This window comes from Mycoplasma razini (genome assembly GCF_048076865.1).
GTDB lineage: Bacteria > Bacillota_I > Bacilli_A > Mycoplasmatales > Metamycoplasmataceae > Mycoplasmopsis.
Map to the genome: position 1 here is coordinate 519,479 of NZ_CP182212.1, position 19,770 is coordinate 539,248.

General features: G+C 27.8%; 16 protein-coding genes. 9 read left to right on the plus strand and 7 right to left on the minus strand.

The window, feature by feature from the left end; genetic code table 4:
• Positions 1–722: 722 nt before the first annotated feature.
• The 5 genes from ACM0L0_RS02050 to ACM0L0_RS02070 all read right to left on the minus strand — a co-directional run bounded on the left by ACM0L0_RS02050 (position 723) and on the right by ACM0L0_RS02070 (position 8,865).
• Positions 723–1,685, minus strand: a complete 963-nt coding sequence (locus tag ACM0L0_RS02050) for an ABC transporter permease (protein ID WP_416738319.1) — start codon at positions 1,683–1,685, stop codon at positions 723–725.
• Complete coding sequence (locus ACM0L0_RS02055; protein WP_416738320.1) at positions 1,685–3,709, minus strand: ABC transporter permease subunit; 2,025 nt, start codon at positions 3,707–3,709, stop codon at positions 1,685–1,687. Before ACM0L0_RS02055 ends, ACM0L0_RS02050 begins: the two co-directional genes overlap by 1 nt.
• On the minus strand, positions 3,696–5,924 hold the full coding sequence (locus tag ACM0L0_RS02060; protein WP_416738321.1) for an ATP-binding cassette domain-containing protein: 2,229 nt from the start codon (positions 5,922–5,924) through the stop codon (positions 3,696–3,698). The genes ACM0L0_RS02055 and ACM0L0_RS02060 overlap by 14 nt, the downstream gene beginning before the upstream one ends.
• Positions 5,925–6,092: 168 nt before the next feature.
• A complete protein-coding gene (locus ACM0L0_RS02065; RefSeq protein ID WP_416738322.1) occupies positions 6,093–7,520 on the minus strand; it encodes a BMP family ABC transporter substrate-binding protein in 1,428 nt (475 codons plus the stop codon).
• Positions 7,521–8,037: 517 nt separating this feature from the next.
• Entirely contained in the window at positions 8,038–8,865 is an 828-nt protein-coding gene (locus tag ACM0L0_RS02070; protein ID WP_416738323.1) for a PTS glucose transporter subunit IIA, read from the minus strand.
• A gap of 306 nt (positions 8,866–9,171) precedes the next feature.
• Here ACM0L0_RS02070 and ACM0L0_RS02075 point away from each other — a divergent pair, with 306 nt between their 5' ends.
• Positions 9,172–9,564 carry a hypothetical protein gene (locus tag ACM0L0_RS02075; RefSeq protein ID WP_416738324.1) on the plus strand — a complete coding sequence of 131 codons (393 nt, stop codon included), beginning with the start codon at positions 9,172–9,174 and terminating at the stop codon, positions 9,562–9,564.
• Positions 9,565–9,851: 287 nt separating this feature from the next.
• Here ACM0L0_RS02075 and ACM0L0_RS02080 read toward each other — a convergent pair whose 3' ends face one another.
• Together ACM0L0_RS02080 and ACM0L0_RS02085 are read right to left on the minus strand one after the other, a co-directional pair.
• Positions 9,852–12,248 (minus strand): MIP family Ig-specific serine endopeptidase, encoded by a 2,397-nt coding sequence (locus ACM0L0_RS02080; protein WP_416738325.1) that lies wholly within the window; start codon positions 12,246–12,248, stop codon positions 9,852–9,854.
• A 201-nt stretch (positions 12,249–12,449) separates the two neighbouring features.
• On the minus strand, positions 12,450–13,265 hold the full coding sequence (locus ACM0L0_RS02085; protein ID WP_416738326.1) for a hypothetical protein: 816 nt from the start codon (positions 13,263–13,265) through the stop codon (positions 12,450–12,452).
• A 572-nt stretch (positions 13,266–13,837) separates the two neighbouring features.
• Between ACM0L0_RS02085 and efp the strand changes: the two genes are divergently transcribed.
• From efp to ACM0L0_RS02125, 8 genes are all read left to right on the plus strand, one after another.
• On the plus strand, positions 13,838–14,401 hold the full coding sequence (gene efp / locus ACM0L0_RS02090) for an elongation factor P (protein WP_416738327.1): 564 nt from the start codon (positions 13,838–13,840) through the stop codon (positions 14,399–14,401).
• The gene (locus ACM0L0_RS02095) at positions 14,401–14,718 is read left to right on the plus strand and encodes an MMB_0454 family protein (RefSeq protein ID WP_416738328.1); all 318 of its coding nucleotides are present in this window, start codon (positions 14,401–14,403) and stop codon (positions 14,716–14,718) included. Before efp ends, ACM0L0_RS02095 begins: the two co-directional genes overlap by 1 nt.
• Position 14,719: 1 nt before the next feature.
• Positions 14,720–15,049: a hypothetical protein gene (locus ACM0L0_RS02100; RefSeq protein WP_416738329.1), complete on the plus strand. Its 330-nt coding sequence runs from the start codon at positions 14,720–14,722 to the stop codon at positions 15,047–15,049.
• Positions 15,050–15,059: 10 nt separating this feature from the next.
• Entirely contained in the window at positions 15,060–16,103 is a 1,044-nt protein-coding gene (locus ACM0L0_RS02105) for an MAGa3780 family membrane protein (RefSeq protein ID WP_416738330.1), read from the plus strand.
• A gap of 40 nt (positions 16,104–16,143) precedes the next feature.
• Complete coding sequence (locus ACM0L0_RS02110) at positions 16,144–17,145, plus strand: nicotinate phosphoribosyltransferase (protein WP_416738331.1); 1,002 nt, start codon at positions 16,144–16,146, stop codon at positions 17,143–17,145.
• A 135-nt stretch (positions 17,146–17,280) separates the two neighbouring features.
• On the plus strand, positions 17,281–17,871 hold the full coding sequence (locus ACM0L0_RS02115) for an FMN-dependent NADH-azoreductase (protein ID WP_416738332.1): 591 nt from the start codon (positions 17,281–17,283) through the stop codon (positions 17,869–17,871).
• Positions 17,872–18,098: 227 nt separating this feature from the next.
• The gene (locus tag ACM0L0_RS02120; RefSeq protein ID WP_416738333.1) at positions 18,099–19,118 is read left to right on the plus strand and encodes a glycosyltransferase; all 1,020 of its coding nucleotides are present in this window, start codon (positions 18,099–18,101) and stop codon (positions 19,116–19,118) included.
• Positions 19,118–19,768, plus strand: a complete 651-nt coding sequence (locus tag ACM0L0_RS02125; protein ID WP_416738334.1) for an RDD family protein — start codon at positions 19,118–19,120, stop codon at positions 19,766–19,768. The genes ACM0L0_RS02120 and ACM0L0_RS02125 overlap by 1 nt, the downstream gene beginning before the upstream one ends.
• Positions 19,769–19,770: the final 2 nt, after the last annotated feature.

A 19,770-nucleotide genomic window follows, 5' to 3' on the forward strand; every position in this document is an offset into this window, starting at 1 on the left:
ACAAAATTAATGCAGTTAAATATTTTTACAATTTATAAAATGTAATATTTATTATGATATATGCAAGATAAAATCTTAAGCACACTTAATTTAACAGCAACAGTTTCTAATATAATTTAGAATAATTCGACTATAAGCAAAGAATCTCTTGAAACAATAATAAATAGCAAGAAAACATCTCTTACTATTTCATCCATTATTAAATGCAGCGTAACACCTTATATAACATTTATGATGTGTTTGCTTACTCTTGCTTAAAAAGCACCCAGCTTATTACCAAAGCAAGTGCTTTAATAAAATTAAATAAGTATGATAAAAAAACAACCATTCTTTGAATAAGATAGAAAAAATATTAAGGTTTTATACATTACTAGTCACCTATTATTAGAGGTATTGCTAGAAGTATATGTCAAACCCAAAGCCATTTCAAAAGAGCTAAATTCAAGAGTATTAATTTGAATACAAGCAAATCATACAAAGTTAAAAATAAATAAAATTGCATTTGGCATTAATGTCCTAATTTATAGATAAATCAATTTCAACTAAGTAAAATTTGACTTAAAATAAAGTTTAGATCTCTTTAAAACAGTCCAAAAAGATGTATTTATCAACTGTCTATAATAAAGCGAAACAATAAATGCAAGAAAAAAATCTATGCTAATGATAAGCATAGATTTTTAGTGTTGCACTGTGTGCATAATAGTGTGGTTGCTTTACGGCAATTATCTTTTTGATTTGTCGTAAGGAATTCCGGCAGCTGCAGGACCTGCAGAATTTTTTGAAGTTAGAACCATTATCACTAGTGTTGCAGCATATGGAATAACTTTTAAGAATCCCAATAGCGCTTGATTTGAAGATAAATTATTACCATTAAATGAGAATGATAATAAGAATGAAAATACTAAGGAAATAACTACAGACAATGAAACTCTTCATCTAGAAGTAATCATAATAGCAAGAGCTAAGAATCCAAATCCATTAGTATCATATGTGTTTGAGAAAATAGCAGTTTGAGTTTGTGCAAAGAATGCTCCAGCTGTACCTGCTATTGAACCTGCAATAATAATTGCTTCTCATTTAATTTTATTAACGTTTATTCCGGCAACGTCAGCTGCTTGAGGGTTTTCACCAATAGCTCTGAATCTAAGCCCTCAGCGAGTCTTTCTTATAGCGAATCATGAGAAAAACACTATGAGAACAGTAACAAAAGTTTTAAATGATAAGATATTACCAAATTTCATTGGTGAACCACTTAAGGCCAATTCATTACGTCCATATAATTCAAATGAGAAACTACCTTGTAAGCTTACTAGTACAAACATCATTAAAGTAGCAATACCAGTAGCTAAAATATTGATAGCAAAACCAGAAATAGTTTGGTCAGATTTTAGTTTAATAGTACTAAATCCAAATAGTAGAGAAAATAGTGCTGTGAGAAGAACTGCGACAATGGTTAGAGGAATTTGAAGTCATTCACTTCCACCATCTTGATCTAAAATGACATTTGATACAACATAACTTGATAATAAATACATTGTTGCACCAAAAACCATAAAACCAGCAATAGCAATGTTAACTATTCCGGCTCTTTCTGAGAAAATACCAGAGGTTGAACCCAATACTAATATGCAGAAGTAGAAAACAGCAAATGTTATAATGGGTTCTAATTGAGTAAGAACATTCATTAGATTTCTTCCCCTTTCTCATTAAGTATTGGTGTATATTTTACAGTTAAATTGTGATATGGATTTTTGAAATATTTAATTTCAAATTTGTTAAAAATATCATTTTTAATAGTTCTATATACAATCTTAGCATTCTTAGATTGAGCTTTGTATTTATTAATTAAATCTTGATATTGGTTTAATCCAAGTTCAATTCTTTTTCTTTGAAGATCAAATTTTAACTTAGAAATTTCATCATACATGTTCATTAATTGTTTAGTATCTGATGTTTTGTTTTCGACTATTAACTTAGCAACTTTTGTATCATATTGTTTTTTATAGTAGTTATATTCAATACGTCTTGGTTTTAAAGTTTTTTTAACAATTGAAAGTTCTTTCTTGTGAGACATTGTATGGAACTTATTATATAGTTCAAAATACTGATCATTAAAATTAGATGATAAATTATTTACACTTGATAAATATTCAGTTCAATATGAATAATATTCTTCAGATTGAGCTTCTTTGTTAATTGATGAAACATTTTGTTCAAAATCATTTTTTAATTTAGATAATTCATCATGATATTGTTTTTGAAGCTCTTTGATTTGAGCAAGATTATTTTTCTTTTCTATGTTGTATTTAGATAATCAATCTTTTTTATAATCTCTTAATGCTTGTTTATATTCTTTTGTTTTTAGAATAGCATCATTGTTATCGTGGCTAGAGATAAACTGTGCATTAAATAAAGCTTTTTCTTTTGATCATGTTTTTTGCTTTTTATTTTTCAATGTTAGTTTGTGATATATCTTAAAGTTTTCTCAATATTCCTTATGTAAAAATAGCACTAAATATTTACGTATTCCGTCAATTACTCTAAATTTATAAAACACTATAGATAACGCTGTCATAAAAATGATAATTCCGGTTACAATTGGGAAATATTTACTATCTAACTCAGGAGTATTATTTAGCCCTATTGAGAATAAATCTTGAGATGAATATAAAAGTCCGTATAAACCAGCTGTTGGGATAATTCCAATTGGGTTGTTTAAAGCAATAAGAGCAATAGCTATTGATTCAAAACCTATTGCTAATGGTGCCTCTTCTATGCTTGGTGTCTTTAATTTAAATATAATGTAGAAGAAACCACCAATACCAGCTAAAGCACCTGAGAAAAACATAACAGCTATAGTTACAAGTTTTTCATTAATACCTACATACTTAGCATTTGTTTTGTTTAGCCCAACCATTTTAATTTTATAACCTAATGTAGTTTTTGAATAAATGAATCACATTCCAATAGCAATAACTATAAATAATGTTATTCCAAAGTAAATGAAATTATACTCTAGCATTTTATCAATTTGTATTTCAGATAATTTTCCATTTACAATTGAACCATTTGCTTCTAAGACTTGAATTTTTTCAAGTGGGAAAGCACCTTTTGATGTATTAAACAATGTTGCACAAACAAAAACTAATATTCAATTTAAGAAGATCGTTGAAATAACTTCATGCACATTAAAGAATGCTTTTAATATACCTGAAATAGAACCAATAATAGCTCCACCCATTATAAAAATAATAAACATTCCAATGAAATATGATGAACTAATGTTTTTTGTATCTTGACCTGATAGAATTAATATCGCAAAAAACAAAATGGTTGGAAAAGTCATTTGTCCAGATATACCGATATTAAATAGTCCTGATTTGAAACCAATAGCTACAGCAAGTCCAGCAAATCCAAAAAATATAAAGAATATTGCAGATGTATCTATTTTTTCGGAATTAAATCCAAAAGCAAAAATATTTTGTACAAAATCAAAGAAACCAACAGGCTTATTTTGTACTGCACCCATTATGACATAAATAATAGACGCAAATATAAGGCCAAAAATTACAGCTCAAATAGATGAATATAATTTTCTTCTTGAAACACGTTTATCATCCATCATGAGGAATTTCTTAGTATTATCTACTATTGAGACTGTTTTTTTGATAAATGTGGAATCGTGTTTCTTGGTATTACTTTCCATCATTATTGCCTCCTTTATGTGCCATGTACATACCAATTTCGGTTCTAGTTAAGTTTTTAGCATCTTTAACAGTTAATATTTCTCCTGTATTTAATACAGCAATTCTATCTGCTAATGCTAAAACTTCATCTAATTCATATGAAATTAATAAAATAGCTTTGCCTTGTTTTTTTTCTTCAAGAATTCTTTCGTGAATGTTTTTAATAGCACCAACATCCAATCCACGAGTTGGTTGTAGGATCAAAATAAAGTCATGAGGTGAATTCATTTCACGTCCAACAATGAATTTTTGTTGGTTACCACCTGATAAAGAACGCGCAATTGAATATCCTTTTCTTGCCCCTCTAACATCATATTTTGAAATAATTTCATTATTTTCTTTTATGACATTTTTATTTTTGATAATGCCAAAAAATTGATATTTTTTATCTCATAATCTACGAAGAATTGTATTATTCTTAATATTATAGTCTAGTACTAAACCATGTTTATGTCTATCACTAGGGATAAATGATAAACCGAGTTTTGATATTTCATATACACTTAGATCATTTAACTTAATAAAGTCATCGTTTACATCTTTTTTAACACTTTCTTCTTCTTTAGTCATAGCAAAAAATATTAATAACATAAAAGCAAATAATATTAGAGAAACTAATGGGATAATAAAGTTAAAAAATACTAATGTCAATATGTTTAATAAGATTGTTATTGAAAATAAAATTATAAAAGTTATATTTCTTAAAAAGTTTTTATTTTTCTTATCAAAAAAGAATTTTATTTTTTTAACAATATATATAATAAATGAACTAAATAATACTAATTGAACTGCAAAGAATGCCAATGATACTCATCAAGAAACTGATAAAACATATTCTTGAGCATACATCACATCAAAACTTAATCCAAATAATATAATATTTGTTATTAGAACACTAAATAAAAACAGTTTGGAAACTTTCTTTTCGCTCTTATTAAACTCTTTCTTTATAGGTTCTTTATGTTTTGTTATATACTCTCTTATGTTTGAGCCAAATAATGATACATTTAGCACCATAAATGACACAAAAGCAAATATATCAAAGCAAATACCTAAAATTAAGTAAATTGCAGATTTATCTTTTTCATAAGTAGGGGCTGTATACAAGACTATAGATACTCATATAAATAATATAGTAAGTAAAAATAATGTAATATTTTTAATCTTTTGTGATTTTGCGATTCAATTATATCTTTCTTTCACAAAATTAGTTTTTTTATAAAAAACATCTCCTGTCACAGGTTTTATCATCCCGCTGACGACTTTTTCTAGATCGTGTTGACCATTACCTTCAACTCCGGCAATAGCAACTATTTCCCCAGCCCTTACATCTAAAGAAACATTCTTTAAAGGCTTTTCTCCGTTTGTAGTTACATTTTCCAGCCTAAATATAACTGGATTTTTAGATGTGTCAGTATATTCATTTCTGACAACCTCCACTTCACCACCAACCATTTTATTTGCCATTTCTTCAATAGAAACATCAGCAACTTTAAAATTACCTTTAACTTCACCGTATCTTATTACAGTAGCATTATCAGCAACTTCTTTTATTTCAGCAAGCTTGTGAGAGATAAACAAAATTGTTTTACCTTGTTCTCTAAAAAGCTTAAATGTATTAAGAAGTCCTTGAATTTCCTGATCAGTTAAAACAGCAGTAGGCTCATCAAAAATTAAAATTTCTGAATCACGATATAACATCTTCATGATTTCAACTTTTTGTTGAGTTGCAACTGTTTCTTTACCAGTTAATTTGTTTAAATCAAAATGTAATTCAAAGGTTTCTTGAATAGTTTTAATTTTTTTAATAGCAGGTTTGTAATCAATAACTCTAGAAATTGAATTATAATCTTCATCACCTAAAACAATATTTTCTAAGTTCGAATATACATCTACTAGTTTGAAGTGTTGATGTACCATACCGATACCGAGCTTGTTAGCATCATTCGGTCCTTTAATTAACACTTCTTTATCATTGACCTTAATAATACCCTCATCCGGTTCATAGAGCCCGAAAAGTATTGACATTAACGTACTTTTTCCTGCACCATTTTCACCTATTAAAGCATGAATGGTGCCTTTCCGAACTTCAAAACTAATATTTCTATTAGCTTTTATAGAACCAAAAGACTTTGAGATATTAATAAACTCAATTGCATTTTCTTTCTTTTTTTGCATATTTTCCTTCTATTTTTTTATTTTTATAAAATAAAAAATTTGATAAACTATATAAATAGTTTTCTTAATATTTAAGCACTTTTATTTTACTATATTTTATGTAATAAAAAATGAAAAACATAGCGATCAGCTATGTTTTTATATTAAATTTAAGTATTGTTAAAGTTTTTATTTTGAAGATGTTGCTTCGGTAGAAGCAGCTGGTTGTGCACCATCAGTTGTTGTCTTTGCAGCACCATCGTTAATCATTTTTGCTAGTGTCTTAAGTGTTGCACTTCCTTGTTTATCAGCTTCACTAGATTTAGTAGCTTGGAATGTTCCAATATATTTAATTTCTTCATCATTTAAAGCCTTAAATTCAGCTGTATATTTTGCTAACGCTGTATTTATAGCCTCTCTTTGTGCAGCATCAGTTAATGTACTTTGTGAAGTACCTACTCAATCCATTTTTAAAGTTCCTTTTACATTGAGTGGTTGACCTTCTACTCTATTTGCGAATGCATTTTTACTATCTAATCCAAATAATACATATAAAAGTGTATCGTAAACTGATTGTGTAATATTCTTTGTTACTGATGTAACAAATCTACCACTGTGTGCTGGGAAAGCTAAAGCTTGGTTAACATCAACACCAATAACAGTTTGACTATAGTTTCCTTGACTTAAAGCATTAAGTAATACTGATGTTCCAGATCCTGCTACTGGCATAATTGATTGACTCTTTAGCCCTATTGTTTGGTTAACAGCAGCATTCATGTCATTTCCAGGTGCGAATGTAGCATCTAAATTTATACCACCATTATTTGTTGTTTTAACTTTAACTTCTGATTTATTATTTTTAGTATTATAGTCTAGAATACCTTGTAAGTAACCGATTATAAATGAATCTACAGGGAAGATATCCATTCCACCGAATGCAGCTACAGTTTTGTTTGTAATTGCCTTGTTATTAGTATATACTTCAGCAACAGATTGACCTACAACGTAAGCAGCTTGTCCTGCGATGTATTCTAATCCATAGAAATTCTTAAATCCATGTAAGCTTTCTGGTGTCATTCCGAAGTCAACACCAATAATAACTACACCTTTATCATTTAATGCCTTCACATTTTGTTCATTAGCCAAATAAGATGATAATGGACTAGCATATGTAAAACCAGATAATATTCAAACAGTATCAGATGATGCAGCTAATGTCTTGAATGTAGCCTCTGAAGCTCCATTTTTTCCAGGTTCTAATTTAGAATATTTGAATTCAATTGGTTTGAATCCTTTATTTTCTTTTTGTGCATCATTAATTTTTTGAATTTGGTCTGCTAATGTTAATGCTCCCTCTCATGTTGATTGATTAAATGATCTATCTGTTACAAATCCTGTATCAGTAACAACTTTTACAGATAATACTTTCTTGTTTTTAGAAACAGCATCTTGTAAAGTATTATATGTAAGATTGCTATCAGTTTTTACAGCACCTACACGGTCTGAACTTTTAATGTAACCAACTGGGTGGTTATCACCACATGAAGCAGCTACAATAGGTAATACAGCTGCTGAGATTCCGGCAAAGGCCATTAATAATGATTTAAATTTTTTCATAATTCTCCGATATATAATTAATTAATTAATTTCCGAACAAAGCACTTTTGATTTTTATTAGTACTAATTTGTTCACTATTATTATATAGAATTAGAAGACTTAAAATCAGAAATATGGAAATAAGTCTATTTTTGTTCCATATTTCACAAATTTTAGCTAAATGAAACTTTTTCCCCTATTTTTATGCGCTAAATAATTTTTTTATTGAACTAAAAATGAAGTAAAAATGCTTTTTTAATATTTTTTCAATATAAATTATTAAAACGATAAAGAAAAAGCCTTAAAATAAGGCTCTTGCATTCTTAAATACAATGTAACACCCTATATAATATTTATGCTGTGTTTGTTTACTCTTGTTTAAAAAGAACCCAGCTTATTACCAAAGCAAGTGCTTTAATAAAATTAAATAAGAAATGTAAAAAATCTATGCACTCATAATAGGCATAGATTTTTAATGTTGCGCTATACATAAGAATACAGAACACAGGTTGCCCTGTGTTGATTATTAAATGTAAGTTATTTTAAAGTAAATAATTTCTTTCCAACTGTTGCTTTAGCTTCTAAATTAGTAATTTCTTGGAATTTTGAATCTTGTGTTAATACAAATAATACATCTTTATTAATGTTTTCGTTGTTGAATCTGTTTAAGTCTAATTCAAATAATTTATCCCCAGCTTTAACTGAATCATTTAAAGCAACAAAAGCTTTAAATCCAATTCCATCAAGTTTGTAACTATCTTTTCCAAATAAGATCACAGCTTCTACACCATTGCTTGAGTTAGATAAAATGATTTGAGATTTATTAGCTGGCATCATAGCAATTTTTCCATCAAATGGAGCAACTACTTCAGCTTTTGTTTCATTAGTTAATTTGATTCCAAATCCTTTACCAACTAGTCCATTAGAGAATACACCATCTTTTAGTGATTCTAATGCAAATGTAGTACCTGTAACAGGAGCTAATACTTCTAATTCAGTTACAGCTTGTGCATTTGAATCATTTTTAGTTGCACAACCACAGTGGTTATTGCTGTTAGCTTCAACTGATGAACATAAAGGTTTTAATTCTTCTTTACTGCATTTGATAAGGCAGTTTAATTCTTCAGCATATGGAAAAGATACTTGCACGTGTCTTGCAGCATCAAATACTTTAATATCACTTGCTCCAAGTCTTTTTAATTCTTCAACATTTACCAATGCAATATTTTTAACATCGTATCTTAATTGAGATACTGAGTTGTTAAAAGCTAAAATATTGTCAAAGCCACCAAAAGCATCAATAATAGCAGCTAAATTGCATAAGTCTTTTTGACTAATTTCGTTATTTTTTATGTTTTCAAACATAAGATCTCCTTATTTAAAATATTAATTTAATTTTATCCTATTTTAGATTTCATAATCTAAAAAATAGATATTTTTATATTGCTATTTTTTACTATCTCATAGGGGTAAATGTTTCTAAAAAGTATTTCATATAAATCAGCATAATAAAAAAATTTATGCTTATTGCATACAAGAGTAAAGAAAAAAATCGATTTTTATAATATTTTTTTACAAATGGGAAAAAATGTGAAAATAAATTCTGTTTTATAGTTAGCTAAAAGATTTCTCATCATAATTTTATTTCTTCTATATATCCTAAATGATTTTATGATAGATATAAAAAATCCAGATGAAATAACATTCTTTAAAGGGACAGTAATATTTTATGCAGTTTGAATGATTTTAATTGCGCAATTATTATTCTTTTCAGTGTTAAAATTTGCTTTTAACTTTTGAATTAGGGTACTTATCTGTAGCAATGAACCAATCCATCGTTTTCCAGAACAAAAAAGTAAAATTCTTTCATTTCTATATAAGAACATTTATGTTAAACCAAGTTATGATTTAGAAAATGAAATTACTGTTTTAAAACAACCTAATCAGAAATTAATGGCAAGTATTATTAATCTTTTACCAATATTTAATTTAGTTTTAATTTTGACAGGATTAGGATTAATTTTAAATCTGTTGCAAATGATCAATTTTCCAATTCATTTATAACTTATTTATTTCTGATTTTATTATTTTTAATTCTAGCTGGATTTTCTATTCTAATAGTTAATAAAGTAATTATTCATACAATATTAAGGGCAAATGGATTATCAGAAAATGACTTTAATCCAAAATATACTAAATGCAGGATCAAAATTTTTGGAAAGAAATTCTTTTCATGAACTTTAAAAGCCCAATTATTAACAATTGCATTAGTAAACCATTAAGATAGCTGAGAAAAAAATGATTTTTGATAAATAAAAAACATCCAATTTCATAATGAAATTGGGCATTTTTTATTTAAATAAAGCAGTTTTATATTCTGGACCATAAACTGTTGCTAGAGTCTCACGATATGAATTAACTTGGTGTGGATATTTGTCCTTATCACTACCATCTATAATGTTATAAGGTTGGACATAACCATTTATTTTACTTGAGTAAAAAGGCATATTTAAAGCATATCCAACAGTTAATGCTTTTTCTAATGAAACACTAACATTTTTATTATTAATTAAAGGTTGCTTACCACTATGTCCAAATAGTAATCCGATTGGTAAATTAGATTCATTAACTACTAAAGAACCTGAAGCACCACCAATAACATCATTTGGTACTAAATTTTCATAAGCTAAACCATAAAATTTGCTTCGTGGTTCATTATTGAACTCAGCACCATGATCTGCTATTGCACTACCATTATACCAATCAATCGTTCTTCAATAGTTTTTATCAATATCTGGCATAAGTCCTTGACTTGAACCAAGCATAGAATTTTGAACATTATATAAGAGTTGATTTCTGCTACGGTTAACAAATGGATAACCTGCAAAAAAGTCTCATTGAGGTTGACTTTGTAATTTTGAATTGCCAAAATATTTTTCAATATCATTACTTACTTTATTTATTTTATTAATTGTGTTTGGTAATTTAATAGTATCATCCTCTTCTATTCCTAAAACATTATTAATAAACAATGTAACAGATCCATAATCAACTCCAGCATATGGTAATGTGGAATTTTGCATTGCATAATTACCTTGCTTAAATTTATCAATTGAAGAATTCAGTTCCTCAATAGCTAAATTTAATTGCAAACTTAGGGCACTATTTGCTTTACGCATTTGTTTGAGTTGCTCGATACGAACTCTTCTTTCACCTTCACTTAAATTTGGATCCAAAGCTGGTAATTGATTGAATTGTTCTATATCATAGTCGAATTCAATTACTGAGAATTCTGTATAATAGCGCCCATTATACAATTTAGAAACTTCTTGATCCATAAAATTATGTCCCAAGAATAAATTTTTAGGTCACATCGTGCGTTCTAAGCTTTTATAGTTATACTCAAGACGTTGATTTGTTCAATTTTTAACTGCTCCTAAACGAATATTAGTAATTTTTTTAGTGCGATTTGGCTGTGCATTAAAGTCAAAATCTTTATCAGAATATAATTCAACAGCAACATGATAATTAGTTGCAAAAAATAGCTTATATTTATTGTTGGATTCTTTATGGTAGTCTAGTAGTCAAATTGTACCTGCTGTATTTGTTCCATCATCAAAATCTCAAATTAATGAGAATGTACGATTAAATAATGAATTAATGTAAGCTTTATTATTTTCAAGTTTGCCTTGAGTTTGTTTATCAAGCTTAAATTGCTTTAAATTAGGGTGATCTAGATAATATTGTTCAATTTCAGCAGTAGATAATACCTTATCTTTATTTTGCTCCTTATCATCTGAAGAACCTGAAGATTCTTGCTTTAGTTTAGCTATTTCTTCTCGTAATTTTTCATTTTGCTTGACTAAATCAGCATTAGTCTTGTTTGCATTATTTAATGCAGCTTGAGCATTTAATAATTGCTCTGAAAGTTGTTTTACTTGTTGAGTTAATTTGTTTTCTTCCGCATGCAAGTCATTTAAAGCTTTTTGGCTAGTAGAAATTTGTTCATTTAAAGAAGTGATGGTTGCTTGATTTTTGCCAATAGTTTCATTATTAGCAGCAATGGTAGTATTTAATTGTTCATTTGTATTTGTAAGTTGTTGCACCTGGTTTTTCAATTCTTGCAATTGATTTTGCGCTGTAGTTAGTTTATTGTTTTTATCTTCTAAATCTTGCTGCAAGACTTGTTTGCTATTATTTACTTGTAAAATTTGTTCATTGAGTTGAGCAATTTTTGCTTCATTAGATTGATTGCTTTCTCTAGCTTGCGCAAGTTCTTGTTCTAATTTTGTTTTTTCTTGTTCAAGAGCTTTAATTCTTTCTTTTTGCTGAGATAGTTCATATTTGGTAGGTTGGGCTTTTAAATCTGCTTCTAAACTAGCTGCTTTATCTTGATAAGTCTTAATTGCAGATAAATTAGCTTGAATTTGCGCATTTAATTTAGTGTTCTGACTATTTAAATCTTGAATTTGCAAGTTTAAATTAGCACTCGTAGTTTCAGATTCTTTTAATTTTGCTTGTAAATTTATTACTTTGCTGCTAACTTTTGATAAAGTGCCATTAAGAGCTTGTAAATCAGATTCTTTATTATTTAAAGCAATATTTAACTCTTTAATTTTAATATTTAAGTCTGCTATTTGTTGATCTTTTTGAGCTATTTGAGCCTTATCATCATTACAAGAAATAGCTGTTAATGGAATTAATAATGAAGTGCTCATTAATCCTAATACTCATTTTCATCGTTTCATATATTTTCCTTAATATTTATCCTTTAAATAATTTTAACATTCTAGTTACTTTATTTAAATATTTTATTTTTAGCAAAATAAAAACCACATAATGTGGTTATATTATTTTAAATTGCCTTTAAGCTATATGTTTTTATAAGAAAAAAATGAATATTAAATTGTTTCTTTTTTATTTAATTAAATCAAATACACAAATAAGAATTATTTTGAAGTTTTATATAGTTCTAAATATGATAATGCAGCAGAAATAAACTCATCAAAATCACTTTGAGTAAGGCTAGTAAGTTTTGTTTTTGATTCCATAATGTCTAAAAATTTTTGCAATTTATTTTTTATATCACTTCCACCCTTTGCATTATTAATATTATTTCGACTTTTAACTGTTTGATAAACTTCACTATAAATATTAACATCAAGTTTTTCGTTATTATTTATATATAAAACCAAAATATCAGGAAGCTTATATCAAAAATAAGTTTTAATAATTGCTCACTTAGCAGAAGAATTATTGATATGTTCTTTTCAGTCAATTATTTTAGTTCAAAATTCACTATTAAGCAATATAGCCTTATATTCTTTTGATTGCTTATGTGCTCATTTTTCTAATTGATTAACTATTTGCAATTTTTGCTCGAGAGTGTTTTTATCATGTTCAATATAATTATCAAGATCTTCTTGATGGATTTTTGTTATATTTTCATAGAAATCAAAATATGACCCACTTGGGTTTATGTATCTTAATAATTTTGTGTCATTAATCATTTTGTTAATTTCTGAAATCAATTTATCCATCTCATGAACCATATAACTATAATTGCTTTCTTTAGCTTTGGCTAAAATTTGAACATATTTATTTTTGATGGCGAGGATTTTAGCATTATTTTGGCGCTCTCATTTATTTTCCCGAACATAATTTTGTATACCTACTGTTACACCATAAGTAACACCACCTATACCAAGTGCAAGTACTATTAATGTAAAAATTACTGATAGTTTTTTAAACTTACTTTTTTGCATAATACTAATACCTCTTTGTTCATTAAGTATATTCTACCATCATAGAAAAACGCACTTTCGTGCGTAAAAGTTTAAATCTTTTTTTAAATAAAAAACAACAAAATCTGGATGATTACTAAACTCGATAGTTGACGAGACTATCATACTTTATCAAATGGACGGATAAAGTGTTGTATTTTAGTATGTTGAAATAATAATTGCTAAGTAACATTAGCTATGTAAATTAATAATAATAGTTAGTATTTTATTGTCATACTAAAAACACGTTTTTGTAATTTGTTTGTAAGATGTTTTGCACCTTACATACTTATTATAAATAAGATTTCAAGTTTATTGTCTATTTTGTTAGTTGTTCCACATTTTTCCACATTTTGTGGAAATTTCCATATTTTCATTTTTGTTATACTTAATTACAGAAAAAACATTTTTTGCTAATTCATTTTACCTGCAAAAATAAATAATTAGAATTAGACTTATTTTTTTATAAAAAATAAACCAATTTTTATATAATTAGATTAATTTAATTAAAAATATATATAACAAGGCTAAAATAGTCAAAAAAGGAGAAAAAAATGATTAATGTTAACGAATTTAAACCAGGTATCACATTCGAAGATGAAGGTGAAATCTTTGTTGTCTTAGATGCACAACACTCAAAACAAGGACGTGGTCAAGCTAACGTTAAAGCTAAAGTTAAAAACTTAAGAACAGGTTCTACTACAATCAAATCATTCACAGGTGGAGACAAAGTTAAACCTGCTCACATCGATAAAAGAAGGATGAATTTCTTATACTCAGATGGTGAAAACATTATTTTAATGGATAATGAAACATTTGAACAAGTTGAAATTCCAGTTTCACATGTTGAATGAGAATTAAACTTCTTAAAAGAAGGACAAGAAGTACAAATTAGAAAATTCCAAGAAGAAGTATTAGACGTTGAATTACCAGCAAACGTTGACTTACTTGTAACAGAAGCACCTGACGCTGTTAAAGGAAATACAACAACTAACCCTCAAAAGAAAGTTACAGTTGAAACAGGATTTGAATTAGAAACACCTATGTTCATCAAAGAAGGTGACGTTATTTCAGTTTCAACAGATTCTGGAAAATACGTTGGAAAATCAAATAAATAATGAACTGAATTACAGTACCGTACAATTCTAATCAAAGTTATATCGTACAGGAATCTGCTATTGTAGATGCTGTATCTAACGCCATAGAAAGTACAAAATACGTTAAAAGCAATCTCTCAAATATGAGACTTAGCTTTGACGATGATCATTCTAATGTACAAATTTACATAGATGTTAAAATTCGTGGAGCACAAAGCAACGAAATTGATCCATATGCGATAATTAAAGAATTAACATATAAAATTGAAGAAAGTGTTAAGAGTCTAATTGATAAAAAACCCCAAAATGTGCAAGTTGTTTTAATGGACATTTATTAAAATGCAACGCAAAGAATTTCCTAAAGAAAAAATGTCTTTTTACCGAAAGCTTTTTAGCAATGAAGTAAAAAGCGAAATAGATAAATTTACAAAATTAAACAAATCAAGATATAGCAAGGCAACTGATAAATATTTAGATCAAATTAATAAATTGCTAACTGAATTACGCGAGCATAAAATTGCTGATAATGATTTAATTCCAAACAAAGTGCTATTTAAAAGATTAAAAAGAGAGCATGCTTTTTTACGTAATCGTCCATGAGCAATCTTATTTGGAATTATCTTTTTAGTGGTTATTATTACTATTATTCTGCTTGCTATATTGCTATAAAAGAAGTTTTATGGAAAATACTCGTCTTAAAAAATATTTTTCAAGGTTATTTGGCACATTTAAGTGACAAGATTGATTAACTTGTGCAGTTGGGTTTACTTTAATTGTTACATATATAACTATCACTGTTTTAGAGTGACACTACAGAAGTCTTTGAGTATTAGAGGCTTATAAAATTATTGGTCCAGGTGGCAAAACTATTCTTGATGATATAAAAGAAATTTATAATGCAGCTGATCCAAATGCGCAACGTGTAATAAATGAATTAGTATACCCAAATGCTACTTATTTATTCTGAGGTGGATCAACTTATTGATTTACCTTTATGTCAAACGTTTTAATGGGTGTAACCTTGTTTATTTACCCATTTTACCAAAAGTCACGTAGAGCTCAAACATTCTACTTTGCTTCAATGGTATATATTATCATTGTTATGCTTGGTTACTGAGGAGGTGTTATTTTTGACAATAGCATCATCACTCAAAATCGCCCATTTGAAATGATTAAAACATTAATCATGCATGCTGGTGCACCATTTTTAGGCTTATTTACATTATTTGCCTATGAACGTAAAAGAATTAGAATTTCTACACGATCAATTTGATTCTTTGCAGCTTGACCAATTGCTTATTTATTATTTACAATAGCAATCTATTTTATAGGATATAAATTTATGGCTCCATTTGGAGGAACTGAATTACAAAGAGGTGTAACAATTTATGGTGTTGTTTCCTTCTACCACCCAATTGGTTACAAAGGTGATAGCTTTTTTGTAGTTATAGTGCTAGATGTCATTATGGTATTATGTGCTATACTTACAGCTCCAGCTATTGGGTTTACTCTTCGTAAGGTCTTAAGAATCTTATTACCTAGACAAAAGAAACCAAGAAAAGTCTACTTTATTCGTCCTGAGTCACGAGAAGCTATTGCAAAACAAAAAGCTGAAATTAAACAAGCTAAATTAGATAAAAAGAATCAAAAAATACTTGCAGGTAGTCAAATAAATCAAACTCCTGCAACTCTTGAAGATAATAATCAAGATCAAACAAACTAAGTTCATTAGTTTGTTTTCTATAACTATAAATAGGAGAATTATGCAAGAAAAAGAAAAATATATTGCTTCATATTTTCAAAAAACTAAAGATATCCTTGCAACTAAATTACCACAAAATAAGATAGTAATGCAATTTTTCCAACGTAAAGACAATGCTATTTTATGTGGAATCAATGAAGTTTTAGATATTTTAAAAGCTCAAACAGATACTAGCAAATACACCATTAGATATTTACCAGAAGGAAGCCACATTAATAATTTAGATATTGTTCTAGAATTAGAAGGTCAATATCAAGAATTCGGAATTTGAGAAGGCTTAATTGATGGTATTTTAACTCGTAATACCTCAATTGCTACAAACGCTTACCACTGTGTACAAGCTGCAAAAGGAAAAGAAGTCATTTTCATGGGAGATAGAGCTGACCATTATATAAACCAAGAAATTGATGGCTATGCAGCACGAGTAGGTGGAATTACTTTAGTATCAACCTTAGCTCAAAAAGACCCTCAAATTAAAGAAGAAGCAGTTTTTGGATCAATGCCTCACGTTCTAATTCAAGGGTTTAATGGAGATGTAGTTGCAGCTACTAAGGCATATCATGAACTTTTCCCAAATAATAAACTTATTGCTCTAATCGATTATCATAATGATGTGATAACAGATGCTTTAAAAGTCTGAAACGCACTTGGGAATAAGGTTTGAGGTGTTAGAATAGACACTTCTAAAAACATGGTTGACCACATGTTTGATGGTGAAGAACCTCAATATGGAGTAAATCCTGAACAAATTTTTAGACTGAGAAAAGCTCTAGATCAAGCTGGTGCTAAGAATTATAAAATTGTAGTATCTTCAGGGTTTAATGCCGAAAAAATACAAATGTTTGAAGAATTAAATGTCCCAGTAGATTATTATGGAGTTGGACAAAGTATCTTTAAATTAAATAATTCTTTTTCTGCTGATGCAACCATTTTAAATGGTAAACCTCAAGCTAAAGAAGGTCGTAGTTATAGAAGCAATTCAAATCTTATTACATATAAATAAGAAAGGCATTTAAGCTCGCAAGAAAATTAGTATTGAAAATTAATTTCATTGCTAGCTTACTTGCTTTTTTATTACTCTTGGAAAAATTAAAAAATAATGTAAAATTATTAAAAAGTTAAAAAGGAGTGTAAAAATATGCAAAAAATACTACTTTTAGATGCACACGTGGTTTCTAAAGAAAACTCAATATCACACAAAATACTTGACTTAGTACAAGAAGAATACCAAAAAGATTCAAACAACGAAATTACTAGAATCGATTTAAATGAAACAATTTTATCTAAAGTTTTCATGACTAGTGATAACATGTCAACATACTGACAAGATGTAGAATCAGATAAATGGATTGAATTAGTAAAAAACACTGATGTTTTAGTTATTTCAAACCCAATGATTAACTTCTCTGCACCAGTTATTGTTAAAAACTTTATTGATTCAATTTCTGTAGCTAACAAAACATTTAGTTACAAATATTCTAATAAAGGTGACGCAATTGGTTTATTAACTAACCTTAAAAAAGTTATTGTTGTATCTACTCAAGGGGCTCCAGAAGGGTGATACCCATGAGGAGCACATGCTTCATGACTTGAAGGTACATTTAAGTTTTTAGGAGCACAAGAAGTTAAACACATTAAATGATATGGTACAAAAGTTAAACCAACTGCTGATATTAAACCAGATCAACTAAAAGAACATGTAACAGATAAAATTCTTGATGTTCTTTAATCGTTAAACTAATATCCCTATGACAAAGGTATAATGGATAAAAATTCCTTTACACCTTTGCCTTTTTTATTCAATTTGGAAAACAAGATGAATACTTTAATTAGAATTTTTGCTTTATTTGGTTAATTTATTGCAAGTAAACTGCCAAAAATACTATATTTGAAATAGTTTAAATATGAAATATTTAAATATGATAAAATTTAAGTATAAATTTAAGGAGTAAAAATATGAGATTATCAATAATTTCTCTTGTTGGGGATGATGCAGCTAATGTTGATACATTTTTAGCTTCATTAAAAGAACAAGAAACACAAAGTTTTGAAGTTATTTTATGTGTTAATAAAAACTCAGAAGCTAAAAATATCTTCAAAGTTGCAAGAAAATATTATGAATTTTTCGGTAGTCGGTTAGTTTTAGTTACTAACTCAAAAAATAATTCATACCAACACAATTTAGTTAGTGCCTTTAGAATTGTTAAAGGTGATTATGTTACTGTAATTAATTCTGATTCAAGTATTAAAAGATATTTTATTGGAGATATGATCGAACATGCTCAACGTTTTAATGTTGACATTTTAGAATTCAAACCAAGACTAGTTGGAACTGTGCGCTTTAAACCTAAAGAAAGAGGTGAATTTGATAAAGTGCTTGAGATTGCTAAAAATCCTAATGTACTTGCTTACACTTTCCCTTTTATCTTCAATAAGATTTTTAAGAAATCATTAGTTAAGAAAGTTGCTAAATATAAGCCAAGAATTTCAAATGATACAGTTATGTGTCTTGAAATCAATTACCTTCTAATGATGGAAGCTAAAAAATATAAATATTTAGACTTTAGAATTATTCGTGAATTTATTTCTTCTGACACTTGATTTAATACTAAAACTGCATTAGACTCATTTAGAGTGATTGAAGATAATGCAAAACGTAACAATCTTAAAATTCAAGAAGAATTAAAGTATGCTAAATACTACTTCATTAAACTACTTCTAACAGGTTTCCTTTCTGAAACATATTTTGTATATAGACATTTTTCAAAAAATGATAAGGAACAACTTGAAGAAAAAAGAAGTAAGTTGCTAATTCAAAAGCATGATGAAATGCTAAATAAAATCGAAGACAGTGCTGATTTTAAAACATTTTTAACCACAAACATGTATATGCTTGTAGACAATATTGAAACCAGCATGTTAAGAGAAAACTACAGTAAATTAATTAAAACTAAAATTTTGGATAATCTAGAATAATGTATAAAAATGCAGGGTTCTTTAAAAGATTCTTTTCGAATTTAATTGATTTTGTTCTTTTTATAGCAATTGCAATTGCCATTATCTTCATTGGTAAACCAAATGACATAACAACAAATTCTAAATACTACTATCTCTCTATGATCTTAATTATGATTTGACTAAACTGCTACTATATTTTATTTCCATTTTTAATTGGAGGTAAAACTCCTGGCATGTGAATCTTTAATCTAAAGTTACTATCAAATGTAGATAAGAAATTTCATTACACCTTAATTTTAAAACGCAACATCTTAGGTTGCTTATTTGTCACATTAAATTTTATTATTGTTCTTATAGCTACTGCTTCTATTGATTTAAATCAGTTTAAAGATATAAAACAAGCTAATGAAAATGTAAATATTCAAATTATCACTGCAATTATTACTGCACTAATGGGAACTTGATTTTTACTTCAAACACTAGGATATGTCTTGTTAATCTTTTACAAAAAAAGATTAACAATTATTGACATTGCATTTTCTTCACGTGTTGTTGAAGATAAATACCTTGAAATAATTGCAAGTAAGGATATTATCTTAATTCCTTACTACTACACAGAAAGAACATTTAAATACTACAATGAAATAAACGAAACACAAGGAGATTAACT